This window comes from Flavobacterium sp. Leaf82 (assembly GCF_001422725.1).
In the GTDB taxonomy this organism is placed as follows: Bacteria; Bacteroidota; Bacteroidia; order Flavobacteriales; family Flavobacteriaceae; genus Flavobacterium.
On sequence record NZ_LMMA01000032.1, the window covers coordinates 14,358 to 27,022 of the forward strand.

At 34.4% G+C, this 12,665-nt stretch carries 12 protein-coding genes; 11 read left to right on the forward strand and 1 reads right to left on the reverse strand.

The features are described 5' to 3' along the window. Positions 1-104: 104 nt before the first annotated feature. Complete coding sequence (locus ASF10_RS14480) at positions 105-1,121, reverse strand: glutamine synthetase beta-grasp domain-containing protein (RefSeq protein ID WP_056252143.1); 1,017 nt, start codon at positions 1,119-1,121, stop codon at positions 105-107. A 428-nt stretch (positions 1,122-1,549) separates the two neighbouring features. Here ASF10_RS14480 and ASF10_RS14485 point away from each other — a divergent pair, with 428 nt between their 5' ends. From ASF10_RS14485 to ASF10_RS14535, 11 genes are all read left to right on the forward strand, one after another. Beyond that, positions 1,550-3,739, forward strand: coding sequence for a glutamine synthetase III (locus ASF10_RS14485; protein ID WP_056250447.1), 2,190 nt, complete (start codon positions 1,550-1,552; stop codon positions 3,737-3,739). A gap of 397 nt (positions 3,740-4,136) precedes the next feature. Continuing rightward, entirely contained in the window at positions 4,137-5,048 is a 912-nt protein-coding gene (locus ASF10_RS14490) for a hypothetical protein (RefSeq protein WP_056250449.1), read from the forward strand. A gap of 68 nt (positions 5,049-5,116) precedes the next feature. Continuing rightward, the gene (locus ASF10_RS14495; RefSeq protein WP_056250450.1) at positions 5,117-5,638 is read left to right on the forward strand and encodes a hypothetical protein; all 522 of its coding nucleotides are present in this window, start codon (positions 5,117-5,119) and stop codon (positions 5,636-5,638) included. A gap of 9 nt (positions 5,639-5,647) precedes the next feature. Beyond that, complete coding sequence (locus ASF10_RS14500) at positions 5,648-6,052, forward strand: hypothetical protein (RefSeq protein WP_056250452.1); 405 nt, start codon at positions 5,648-5,650, stop codon at positions 6,050-6,052. A gap of 23 nt (positions 6,053-6,075) precedes the next feature. After that, the gene (locus tag ASF10_RS14505) at positions 6,076-6,378 is read left to right on the forward strand and encodes a CsgE family curli-type amyloid fiber assembly protein (RefSeq protein WP_055098609.1); all 303 of its coding nucleotides are present in this window, start codon (positions 6,076-6,078) and stop codon (positions 6,376-6,378) included. Positions 6,379-6,394: 16 nt separating this feature from the next. After that, the gene (locus tag ASF10_RS14510; protein WP_056250453.1) at positions 6,395-6,799 is read left to right on the forward strand and encodes a curli production assembly/transport component CsgF; all 405 of its coding nucleotides are present in this window, start codon (positions 6,395-6,397) and stop codon (positions 6,797-6,799) included. Position 6,800: 1 nt separating this feature from the next. Continuing rightward, entirely contained in the window at positions 6,801-8,162 is a 1,362-nt protein-coding gene (locus ASF10_RS14515; protein WP_056250454.1) for a CsgG/HfaB family protein, read from the forward strand. Positions 8,163-8,228: 66 nt separating this feature from the next. After that, positions 8,229-9,713: a carboxypeptidase regulatory-like domain-containing protein gene (locus ASF10_RS14520; RefSeq protein WP_056250455.1), complete on the forward strand. Its 1,485-nt coding sequence runs from the start codon at positions 8,229-8,231 to the stop codon at positions 9,711-9,713. A gap of 167 nt (positions 9,714-9,880) precedes the next feature. Next, on the forward strand, positions 9,881-11,059 hold the full coding sequence (locus ASF10_RS14525) for an AIR synthase related protein (RefSeq protein WP_056250456.1): 1,179 nt from the start codon (positions 9,881-9,883) through the stop codon (positions 11,057-11,059). Positions 11,060-11,251: 192 nt separating this feature from the next. Beyond that, the gene (locus ASF10_RS14530) at positions 11,252-11,608 is read left to right on the forward strand and encodes a hypothetical protein (RefSeq protein WP_056252146.1); all 357 of its coding nucleotides are present in this window, start codon (positions 11,252-11,254) and stop codon (positions 11,606-11,608) included. A gap of 317 nt (positions 11,609-11,925) precedes the next feature. After that, positions 11,926-12,528, forward strand: coding sequence for a GNAT family N-acetyltransferase (locus ASF10_RS14535; protein WP_056250457.1), 603 nt, complete (start codon positions 11,926-11,928; stop codon positions 12,526-12,528). Positions 12,529-12,665 lie beyond the last annotated feature (137 nt).

Here is a 12,665-nt window from a genome sequence, read left to right on the forward strand (position 1 = left end):
CGTAAAGCTAAACCCGACAGGTTTTTAAAACCTGTCGGGTTTTCTGGTCATAAAAAAAGTGCCATCAATTTGATGGCACTTTTAAGTATATTCTAAACTAAGAATTACAACGCTGATTTTACAGTTTTGATAATTCTTGCAGCAATTTTGTATGGGTCTCCGTTTGAAGCTGGTCTTCTGTCTTCAAGATATCCTTTCCATCCTTTTTGAACAGTATATAAAGGAATTCTGATTGAAGCTCCTCTATCAGATACTCCATAAGAGAAATCGTGGATAGATGCAGTTTCGTGTTTACCAGTTAAACGTTGGTCGTTGTAAGCTCCGTAAACCGCGATATGCTCAGCAGTAACAGGACGGAAAGCCTCACATATTTTTTCGTAAGTTTCTTTAGAACCACATGTTCTTAGTACTTCGTTAGAGAAGTTAGCATGCATTCCAGAACCATTCCAGTCAGTATCACCTAGTGGTTTTGGGTGATATTCGATATAGTAACCATATTTTTCAGTCAAACGATCTAGTAAGTAACGCGCAACCCAAATTTCGTCTCCGGCTTTTTTAGCACCTTTAGCGAATAATTGAAATTCCCATTGTCCGCAAGCAACCTCTTGGTTGATTCCTTCAAAGTTAAGTCCGGCAGCGATACATAAGTCAGCATGTTCTTCTACTAATTTTCTTCCGTGAGTGTTTTTTCCACCTACAGAGCAGTAGTACATACCTTGTGGAGCAGGATATCCTCCAACAGGGAAACCTAATGGCAATAAAGTTTTAGTATCCATGATGAAATACTCTTGTTCGAAACCAAACCAAAAATCATCATTATCATCATCAATTGTAGCTCTACCGTTAGAAGGGTGTGGAGTTCCGTCAGCATACATAACTTCTGACATTACAAGGTATCCGTTTATACGAGTTGGATCAGGGTAGATTGCAACAGGCACTAATAAACAGTCTGAAGATCCACCTTCGGCTTGTTTTGTTGACGAACCATCAAATGACCAGTTTCCAAGTTCTTCTAATGTTCCTTTGAAATTTTCATGCTCTTCAACTTTAGTTTTACTTCTAAGATTTTGAGTTGGTTCATATCCATCTAACCAAATGTACTCTAACTTAATTTTAGCCATAATAATATAAATTAATTTTTTTTGTTTTTTTCGTTGGGTCAAATATAGATTTATTTTTTTAGCCGTAAAAATTAGGGGGCTGTTTTGTTTAGCGGAGTATTATTTTTTAGATAAGCGCAATTTTCAGAGGGGTATATTTTTAAAAAAGCAATTTTTAACACCATTAAAAAATAAATTCGTAAAAATTACTACTGTTTTTTGAATTTTAGGGTTAAGGAATTATCAAAAAATGTTTATTTAATGAATAATACTGTGTTATTTTGTTATATTTCTTAGAATCAAATTCATTATTCTTTGAAAAAAGCGACGAACGTTGAAAAATCATCGAATAAAAATCTGGATTTTATCTTTAAAACAGGCTGTTTAATTGTTTATATTTGTTCTTCTTTTTTTAGTAAAAACGAATACAAATTTTAAACTTAATATACATGTCAACATTACGTTTCCAAGCTTTAAAAGAAGCTTCTACAAGAAAGCCGGTACATTTTGAAGAAATAGACAGAAAGTCTAACCTTTTTGGTGCAAATGTGTTTAATGAAAAAGCAATGAAGCAGTTTTTGACTTCTGATGCTTTAAAGGGAGTTAGAGATGCAATTCAGCACGGAACTAAAATAGACAGAAAACTGGCAGATTATATCGCCATGGGTATGAAGGAGTGGGCATTATCAAAAGGTGTTACTCATTATACACACTGGTTTCAGCCTCTTACCGGTACAACGGCAGAAAAACATGATGCTTTTTTCGAAACATCATATGACGGAAGTGATCCTGTAGAAAAATTTGGCGGAGCACAATTAGTACAGCAAGAACCGGATGCATCCAGTTTCCCAAACGGCGGAATCAGAAATACATTCGAAGCCAGAGGATATACAGCATGGGATCCAACATCTCCTGCATTTATATATGGAACAACTTTATGTATTCCAACCGTTTTTATCGCTTATACAGGAGAAGCTTTAGATAATAAAATTCCGTTATTAAGAGCATTGTCCGCAATGGATGAAGCTGCGACGGAAGTATGTAAATATTTCGATAAAAATGTCAAAAAAGTAACTGCAACTTTAGGTTGGGAGCAAGAGTATTTCTTAATAGATAAAGCATTAGCAAATTCACGTCCGGATTTAATGATGACCGGAAGAACATTATTAGGACATACATCTGCAAAAGGACAACAATTAGACGATCATTATTTTGGGTCAATCCCAACGCGTGCTTTAACGTATATGAGAGACCTGGAGCAAGAATGTATGTTGTTAGGAATTCCGGTAAAAACGCGTCATAACGAGGTGGCACCAAATCAATTTGAATTGGCACCAATTTTTGAAGAAACAAATCTTGCCGTAGATCATAACTCTTTATTGATGGATGTAATGCAAAGAGTTGCTGAGCGTCATGACTTTAAGGTTTTATTTCACGAAAAACCGTTTAAAGGTGTAAACGGTTCTGGAAAACACAATAACTGGTCGTTAGCCACAGATACAGGAGTTAATTTATTAAGTCCAAGTAAAACTCCAATGAGTAATTTACAGTTTCTGACTTTCTTTATCAATACCATAAAAGCAGTAAATGATAATGAAACTTTATTAAGAGCTTCTATTGCAACGGCAAGTAACGATCACAGATTAGGAGCAAATGAAGCACCGCCGGCAATTATCTCTGTTTTTATTGGAGCACAATTAACTAAAGTTTTATCAGAATTAGAAAGTGTTACAACAGGAAAATTATCTCCTGAAGAAAAAACAGATTTAAAACTGAATGTAGTTGGTAAAATTCCGGATGTTCTTTTAGATAATACAGATCGAAACAGAACTTCGCCTTTTGCCTTTACAGGAAATAAATTTGAGTTTAGAGCCGTAGGTTCAAATGCCAACTGCTCGAACGCAATGACTACTTTGAACGCTATTGTAGCAAAACAATTAAAGGATTTTAAAACAGAAGTTGATACTTTGATTGACTCAAAAGACATGAAAAAAGATGATGCGATCTTTAATGTTTTAAGAGAATACATCAAACAATCTAAAAAAATACTTTTTGAAGGTGACGGTTATAGTGAAGCCTGGGAAAAAGAAGCAGCAAAAAGAGGTTTAAGTAATTTTAAAACTACGCCTGAAGCAATTAAAGCCAAAGTATCTAAGCAAGCATTAGATTTATTCTCTGAATTAGGAATTCTAAACCATGTTGAAGCAGAAGCGCGTTACGAAATAGAATTAGAAGAATACACGAAGAAAATTCAGATCGAAGGAAGAGTTTTAGGCGATATTGCGAGAAACCATGTTATTCCAACAGCGATTCGTTATCAGAATACTTTAATAGAAAATGTAAAAGGGTTAAAAGAAATCTTCGGAAAAGAATTTGAAACTATTGCAAAAGAACAAATTGTTCTTATAAAAGAGATTTCCGGTCATATAGAAGGAATCAATTCTAAAGTATTAGCAATGACTAATGAAAGAAGAACAGCAAATCATTTGACAGATGCACAAAAAATGGCAGAAGATTACTGTAATAAAGTAAAACCATATTTTGAGGATATTCGTAATCATTGTGATAAACTCGAACTATTAGTAGATGACGAAAGTTGGACTTTAACTAAATACAGAGAATTATTATTTACAAAGTAATACAGTAATACAAAAGAAATTTTAAGGAAAGCTCACCAATTTGGTGGGCTTTTTTTGCTTTAATGCTAAAATAATGCATATTACACGCCTTTTTTAATAGATCTGATGCCTTAAATGTAAAGAAATTTTAATAATTAGGTAATTTCCTACTTATGTTTTTAATCATTTCAGTAGTTCATCGACATAGTTTTACATTTCATCGAAAAGTCATTAAGCTATTGAAAAATAGCTGTTTATAGTTGATTTGATTTTCGATAAGTTTTCTAATTTTGGTCATGAAGAAAGAAAATAAGCGATCTGATTTTATTTTCGAATGGCAATTTTGACAGCACGATTTCCCCAAATCATCCTTACCTACATAATAAGTTGTATTAATAACCAATTAAATATATCTATTATGAAAAAAGTAATTTTAAGCATCTCAGCGATGCTGTTTATGGGAGTCGCAGCCTTTGCGCAGGTTTTACCGGGAACTTACACCCCTAATAACAGTTATGTTAATCAAACAGGGTCAACTCAGGATGCGTATGTTAACCAGATTGGAACAAGCCAGAAATCAAGCGTGATTCAGAAAAATTTCAAAAATGAAGCAGATGTTTACCAAGGAGTAAATCCGGGACAAATTACATTACCAATAGTAGGGAATATTTCTCATGACAACTTAGCTATGGTATCTCAGGATGGTAAATTGAATAAAGCTTATGTTTCTCAAAACAACTGGAGAAACAAAGCATATCAAACTCAGGTAGGTAATGAAAATGAGGCTACTATCTGGCAAGACGAAACTAATATCGCTTATGGATTAGGTTTTTCTGGTAACTTAATAGGCGAAGATGTAGCAACTCAAACGCAAACCGGTAACCATAATAAAGCAACTGTTGATCAGGGAACTTCAGGAAATCCTGTTGCAAGTGCTTCTGTTTTTACAGGAATGCTGCCATTAACAACTTCGATTCCGGCAAAACCTCACGGAAGCAATGAAGCTACACAAACCCAAACAGGTAATTATAATGAAGCTTACACTAGCCAGGGAGGTTATAACAACAGTTCAAGCCAGGTTCAGAATGCATCAGTACTGGCTTCATCTGCAAACAAAAATGTGTCAAACCATTATCAATATGGAGATAACAATATTGCTAATGTTACCCAAACAGGGATTAAAAATCTTGAAAATGTATTGCAGGAAGGAACTGGAAACAAATCTTATGCAACACAAAACTCTACATTCCCATCTAGTTTTGCAGGCAACGCAAGTGTCGTAATTCAACAAGGTACATTGAACTTATCTACTGTAGCACAAAGCAATTAATACTTGAAAATATAAATGAGATAGTCATAGAACGTGACTATCTCATTTTTTAATCTAAAGAGATCAAGATGAAGGATTTTATTTTAAATATTGTATTTGTTTTTCTCTTTTCATCCGTGTTTTATGCACAGGAAAAAGATGATAATTCAGATTTTAAAAATTATAGTTCCTCACTGTTTAATTCAAAACAAGTGGCTTTGAGTATCGTTTCTTTAATGGATAAAAAAGAACAAAAGGATTTGAATCTTAAAATTCCATCCGGTATTCAGATACAGCAAATAGGAGATTTAAACAAAGTAACAGCAATTTTAAAATCAAATGAAACTAAAATTGCCGTAGATCAAAAAGGAGATTACAATCAATTGTTTTTAGATAAAAATGCTAAAACAATTACACAAAATATTGTTCAGAAAGGCAATAACAACAAAATTTCTGATTTGACATTATATACAAATTATAGTGTAAATATGGAAATGATTCAAAAAGGAGACAATCAAAATATTCAGAGTATTGGGACCAATTCACTGTCAAAAAATATGAGAATTACACAAACCGGTAATGGAGCTTCGATAATTCTTATCAACAATTAAATCTGAACCATGCGTTTTACAAATCGACATATTACTTTGATAGTATTAATTTTTACTGCCACAATATATGGTCAGGTGCCTCAGGATAAAATAAAGGCAAAACTTGAAATTGAAAAAATTGAAGGCAACGTAAAAATTACTGGTACAGCAGAGAATCTTACAGATGTCATTAGGAGTGCGGGCTACAGAATGTCTGTCATAAAAAATAACAATAAAAGTAATAATCAGTCTAATAATGATCAGGTTGGCGTTTTTACCCTACAGCCAAATGAACTACAAAAGTTATCGACTTCTCAAATCAATCTTTCAGAAGATGATGAGGTAATCGTTTTATTATTGTTTTATGATGAAGACAAACAAATAATAGCAAAAGACCGTGTGGTTTTGGGCGAGGAAAAAAAAAAGACAATGTAATAGTGCTTCCTGTTGACGGTTTTATGTTAAGAGGAATTATTACTGATGATACCAAAACCAAAATTGGTAAAGATTTTTATGATCGATATTATTACAAATACAATGATATTGGAATAAATGCTGAAAAAATAGTAACAATAGGTGAAGAATATAGTTTCGCAAGAAATACAGCCATAACAATAACCATAGATAATGAGGTTATCTATGAGTTTTTAGCCAGACCGGATGACGAATTTCTGGATGCAGTTGCAGAGGAATCTGTAAATGCCACCTTTACTTATTTTAAAGAAAAAGAAAAGCAGCGAAAATATTTCACTCAGTATTAATTTTATTATAAGCGACATGAAATTTATTGTAATCCTGGTAGTATTTCTACTTGTGTCTCCGTTTATAAAGGCTCAGGCTTTAGTTTATAAGCCTGTAAATCCAGCTTTTGGAGGAGATACCTTTAATTATCAATGGCTTTTGAGCAGTGCCGAAGCTCAGAATAAGCAGAAGGATAAAACAACCGAAACAAAACAGCAAACAGATCTGGAACGCTTTAAAGCAAATTTAAATGCGCAATTGTTAAGTCAGATTTCAAGCTCACTCTACAAACAACAATTTGGTACTGATGGTATTAAAGAAGGTTCTTACACCTTTGGGAGTTATTCTGTCGATGTTTACCCATCTTCTGACGGACTCACACTAAATATTCTGGATACCAATACCGGAGAACAAACACAAGTAATCATCCCAAATCAATAATATGAGATTACATCACTACTTACTTATTTTATTTGGATTTCTTTTTTCGGGTTGCGGTGCTTATTTCAATCAGCCAACCGGAGTACAAAAAGCAGTTTTGGGAGAAGGTACTCCCGCGACTTCCTTATTAAAAGATTTACCAAAACCAAAGGAACCCGTTGTGGTTGGAGTCTATAAATTCAGAGACCAGACCGGACAATATAAACCACAGGAAAACGGAAGCAGTTTTAGTACAGCCGTAACTCAGGGAGCAACTTCTATCTTGATAAAAGCCCTCGAAGATTCTAAATGGTTTGTACCAATTGAGCGCGAAAATATTGGAAATTTACTGCAGGAGCGAAATCTAATTAGAGCAACACGTCAGGAATATGTAAAAAATGCCAATCCAAACGAACCTCAGTTAACGCCTTTATTATATGCAGGAGTTTTATTAGAAGGCGGAATAGTTTCATACGATTCTAATATAATTACGGGAGGTTTTGGCGCAAGGTATTTTGGTGCCGGAGCGTCTGTAAAATACCGTCAGGATCGGGTTACGATTTATCTGAGAATGATTTCAACATCAAACGGAAAAATTCTAAAATCAGTTTATATTTCTAAAACTATTTTATCACAGGCAATTGATGAAAGTTTATTCAGGTATGTAAATTTTAAAAGACTGTTAGAAGTTGAAACCGGATATACCACAAATGAACCGGTGCATATGGCCGTAACCGAAGCAATAGAAAAAGCCGTTGAATCATTAGTCTTAGAAGGAATAAAAGATAATATCTGGGAAGCAGATGCGCCAAAATCTGAAGTTGATACTTTATTAAAAAAATACGACGAAGAAACAAAAACCGCAGATGTAACAGCACTTTACGGAAGAGAATTAGAAAACAGAAGAAGCAAGTTTGCCATCGAAATTTCAGGAGGAGCAACGTTAATGGACGGAGATTATCAAGATCCGCTTTTAAGACCTTTTGGACGTGGTGCGTTGAAATTTTTTATAACGCCCGGTTTTAATATCAGTGCCTCTACAAATGTTGTAAACCTTGCTAATAAAAATTTACTCGATGTAGGGTATGTCACTTACGATCTTAATCTCGAATGGGTTCTGTTACCCAAAGATCGGTTTACGCCTTATTTATATGGAGGAGGAGGATATGCCACAAACAAAAAATTCGAAAATACATACAGTAAAGTTCAATACGGTTTAGGTCTTGAATATCTTGCTTCTGACAGAATTGGAATAAAATTATTTGCAGAACAAAATATTAATTTCAGCGACAATGTCGATTATATAAAAGCTGGAACGCGGGATGATTATTATTACAAATTTGGATTAGGGCTTACTTATTATTTCGCAAAAAAGAAAAAATAGTACAATCGTAAAAAACGCAATACCGAAGATATAACGATGAAGTTTAAATTTAAAAACAAATTAATAATGAAGTATTTATACAAAATAGCAAGCGTACTTTTTTTATTGTTTTTGGTTTCCTGCAGCGAAGAAAAAATAGGCGAATACGAATTTGGTACCGTTACCGGAAGAGTCGTCAATGCAGATACTTTTGAACCTATGGAGAACGTTAAAATACTTTCCAGCCCAACTACAAGTACCGTTTTTACAGATGCCGAAGGTAAATTTACCGTTTCGAACGTCAAATCAGGTGAATATTCTTTTCAGGCTCAGAAAGATGGTTTCGTAGCAAAATTTGAAGCCGTTACACTAACCGGAAATAACACCTCTGAAGTTGTTTTTGAGCTCAAAAAAGCCACAGCCAATAATAAACCCCCAACAGTTCCGGTATTAGTAAGTCCGATAGATAATAGTACAGCTCAGGCAATATCTCTGGACTTAACCTGGACAGATACAGATCCGGATAAAGATGAATTGATTTTTAAAATCACGCTCAGAAATAGTAATAATAGCGAAGTAAAAGTTTATGAACCCATAAAAGAAAATAAACTAACATTGACAGACTTAATATATGGTACAAAATATTATTGGCAGGTTGAAGTAACAGATGGTGTAAATACACCTGTTTTAAGCACAGTAAGTACATTTACAACACTTGCTTTTCCTGCCACAAGATATTTATTTGTAAAAAACATAAATGATAACAATGTGATTTTTACTGCCGATGATACCGGAAAACAATATCAATTGACCAGTTCAGATAAAAATTACTGGCGTCCGCGAAGAAATAATCAGGCTAAGAAAATTGCTTTTATAGGAACAAATGGTTCTCAAAATGATCTTTATACCATGAATTTTGACGGAACAGGTATTAAAAAAGTCACAAGTTCAGTACCAATTGCCGGTTTTAATTCAGATTATATTGGGTATTCCTGGAATGCTTCAGGGAGTGAGCTTATTTATCCTAATTTTGATAAATTGTACAAAATCAACAGCGACGGAAGTGGTTTAACCAAAATATTTCAAACCCCAAACGGCAAATTCATATCAGAATGTGATTGGAGTGCCGATGGATCTAAAATTGCTTTAAAAGTAAACGATTCAAATGGTTATAATGTCGAGATGTATGTTATTGATCCTTCCGGAGTAGTAACAGCTACTATTCTTTCTGGTTTAAACGGAGCAGTTGGCGGATTAAACTTTTCTATCACAGGGCAAAAAATAGTGTATACCAGAGATGTTACAGGATATGAAAGTTCAAATTACCGGCAGTTAGATTCCAGAATTTTCGAGTATAATTTTGCAACCGGAACTTCTTTACAAATAATAACCGATAAAATTTCAGGAACAAACGATTTGGATGTCCGGTATTCACCAAACGAATCAGAACTGATTTTTATCAATACTTCAAATGATGGTATTTCGATAAAAAATACAGTAAAAGCAACTACAGGCGTTGTGAACTCAAGAAGCGTATTATTTTCAGGAACCTTAATGCCAGATTGGGAATAATTTTCAAAAACCAAAATTTTTTAAAACCAATTAATTCGAAAAATTCGGCAGAGACATAAAACCTGCCGAATTTTTTTGTGAATCAAATATTCTAATTTTAAATCGTATATCCCCAAGAATTAAAAAAAGGGATTATCTTTGCACCACATCAACACAAACTAAGTTTCATGAGTTCAGATTCAAGCAAAAGGTACGCACAAAGAGGTGTTTCGGCATCAAAAGAAGACGTACACAACGCCATAAAAAATATTGATAAAGGTTTATTTCCTCAGGCATTTTGTAAAATCGTTCCTGATTATTTAACACAGGACGAAGAATATTGCCTAATAATGCACGCTGACGGCGCAGGTACAAAATCGTCATTGGCGTATATGTATTGGAAAGAAACCGGAGATATTTCGGTTTGGAAAGGAATCGCTCAGGATGCTTTAATTATGAATATTGATGATTTATTATGTGTTGGAGCAACAGATAATATTTTACTTTCATCAACAATTGGAAGAAACAAAAACTTAATTCCTGCTGAGGTAATTTCGGCAATCATAAACGGAACCGAAGAATTAATCAACGAATTAAAAACTTTTGGCGTAACCATTCATTCAACAGGCGGAGAAACTGCAGATGTTGGCGATGTAGTGCGTACTATAATTGTAGATTCTACCGTAACAGCTCGTATGAAACGTAGCGATGTTGTCGATAATGCCAATATAAAAGCAGGCGACGTAATCGTTGGTCTGACCTCTTTTGGACAGGCAACTTACGAAAAAAGTTATAACGGCGGAATGGGTAGCAACGGATTAACATCTGCCCGTCACGACGTTTTCGAGAAATATTTGGCTAAAAAATATCCAGAAAGTTACGACGCGCTTGTTCCGGAAGAATTGATTTATTCAGGACAAGTAAATCTTACCGATGAAGTAGAGAATAGCCCAATAAATGCAGGTCAGTTAGTACTTTCTCCAACAAGAACTTACGCCCCAATTATCAAGAAAATTTTAGACACTTACACACCAAACGAAATTCACGGAATGGTACATTGTAGTGGAGGAGCACAAACTAAAATTTTACATTTCGTTCAAAACTTACACATTATAAAAGACAATTTATTTCCGGTTCCGCCATTGTTCAAGTTAATTCAGGAACAATCAAAAACCGATTGGAAAGAAATGTATCAGGTTTTCAATTGCGGTCACCGTATGGAAATCTATGTTCCGGAGAATATTGCTCAGGATATTATCGCAATTTCAAAATCGTTTAATGTCGATGCACAAATTGTAGGGAGAGTAGAAGCCGCTGATGCTAAGAAATTAACCATCACAAGCGAATACGGAACATTCGAATATTAATTTTTTTTGAGTTACAAAGTTACAAAGGTTCTGAGTTGCAAAGGTTTTATATACTGGAGTTTACAACAGAACCTTTTTTATTAATAATCAGCTTTTTTAGGAGCTAATCCCGCTATCCGTTACAATCTTTTGTTTTTTAAAGAAAAAAACAAAAGGATTTTTACTACTATCGGGGCTAAAAAACACCAGGCTATGTACGAATTACTTTTTTGGAAATATTTAGAAGAAGTTTACCTAAACCATCACGAAGTTTATGAAGCTCTTGTCGAAAAAGAAACAGTCGAAGGTCTTGAAATACTTCCGGTTCAGGTAATTATGAACAGAATCGCTTCGGTATTTTCACAATGGGAAAAAGTAGATGAAAACAGCTGGCAAAACAATTCTGGAAAAGGCGCTTTTCAGGTAATTTCGACCCCACAAAGCATCAAAATTGACTGCTACGGAACCGAAGGTAAAACGATGAATAAGCTGGTTGAAATAATGGAAGAATTCAAACTTCCGTTGTATGATCCGCAAGTTCCGGAGCGTTATGATGAAATGAGTGAGTAATAATCATTTTGAATTTTCTTGATATCTATAATAATCGCATAAAGCCCCAATGTTTAAACACAGGTTTGTTATTTCGACGAAGGAGAAATCTCCGCAAGTAACTCCGCAACGAGATTTCAATCTTTGTCGAGCTTCTCGCGAAGATTTCTCCTTCGTCGAAATGACAATAGTGCAGGAATTTTGAGGTTTTTGCTTAGTATATATTCACCAAAATAATATCTCGTAGAGATTCCATATCGCTAGAAATACATTCATAAACCCAAACATTTTATCCCGTAGGGATTACACATTCGATAAGGTTAAAAAATCAAAAAGCTATGAATACAAACTTCAGTTTCTCAGAAAATATTATTTTAGAAGACGATTTGGTTTTATTGCGTTCTTTACAAGAATCAGACGTCGATAATTTATTAGAAATCTCGATCAACGAACCTGAAACATGGAAATATTCTCTTGTAGGTGCTGACGGAAAAGAAAATTTAATTAAATACATTCAATCGGCAATAAAGGCACGAGAAGATCAAAGAGAATTTCCATTTATAGTTTTTGATAAAAAAGCTCAAAAATATGCAGGTTCAACCCGTTTCTACGACATGAATCTTGAATTCAAAACACTTCAGTTAGGATATACGTGGTATGGTTCTGCTTTTCGAGGAACCGGACTCAACAAACATTGTAAATTTTTATTACTTCAATTTGCCTTCGAAACCCTTGAAATGGAACGTGTAGAATTTCGTGCAGATAATAGTAACGAGCGAAGCATTGCTGCCATGAAAAGCATTGGCTGCAAAGTCGAAGGTGTTTTGCGCAGTCATATGCCAACAGCAAATAGCGAAGTTCGTCGTGATTCAATTGTTTTGAGTATTCTTAAAAATGAATGGTTCGATGAAGTAAAAGAAAATTTAAAGCGTAAACTTTAAAAAGAACCAAAGGTCCGAGCAAGTTAAGAGCCAAAGGCTCAACTAATATTGTAGGGCTGGATTTTAATCCAGTTTAGACAAAGCAAGAAAAAAAGCCAAATGCTCCAACCATATTGTAGAGCTGTCCCAAAGCTTGG

Excerpts from the sequence above, each read along its gene's own strand:
- ASF10_RS14480 (WP_056252143.1), bottom strand. The coding sequence starts at position 1,121 with ATGGCTAAAATTAAGTTAGAGTACATTTGGTTAGATGGATATGAACCA.
- ASF10_RS14485 (WP_056250447.1), top strand. The coding sequence starts at position 1,550 with ATGTCAACATTACGTTTCCAAGCTTTAAAAGAAGCTTCTACAAGAAAG.
- ASF10_RS14490 (WP_056250449.1), top strand. The coding sequence starts at position 4,137 with ATGAAAAAAGTAATTTTAAGCATCTCAGCGATGCTGTTTATGGGAGTC.
- ASF10_RS14495 (WP_056250450.1), top strand. The coding sequence starts at position 5,117 with ATGAAGGATTTTATTTTAAATATTGTATTTGTTTTTCTCTTTTCATCC.
- ASF10_RS14500 (WP_056250452.1), top strand. The coding sequence starts at position 5,648 with ATGCGTTTTACAAATCGACATATTACTTTGATAGTATTAATTTTTACT.
- ASF10_RS14505 (WP_055098609.1), top strand. The coding sequence starts at position 6,076 with ATGTTAAGAGGAATTATTACTGATGATACCAAAACCAAAATTGGTAAA.
- ASF10_RS14510 (WP_056250453.1), top strand. The coding sequence starts at position 6,395 with ATGAAATTTATTGTAATCCTGGTAGTATTTCTACTTGTGTCTCCGTTT.
- ASF10_RS14515 (WP_056250454.1), top strand. The coding sequence starts at position 6,801 with ATGAGATTACATCACTACTTACTTATTTTATTTGGATTTCTTTTTTCG.
- ASF10_RS14520 (WP_056250455.1), top strand. The coding sequence starts at position 8,229 with ATGAAGTATTTATACAAAATAGCAAGCGTACTTTTTTTATTGTTTTTG.
- ASF10_RS14525 (WP_056250456.1), top strand. The coding sequence starts at position 9,881 with ATGAGTTCAGATTCAAGCAAAAGGTACGCACAAAGAGGTGTTTCGGCA.
- ASF10_RS14530 (WP_056252146.1), top strand. The coding sequence starts at position 11,252 with ATGTACGAATTACTTTTTTGGAAATATTTAGAAGAAGTTTACCTAAAC.
- ASF10_RS14535 (WP_056250457.1), top strand. The coding sequence starts at position 11,926 with ATGAATACAAACTTCAGTTTCTCAGAAAATATTATTTTAGAAGACGAT.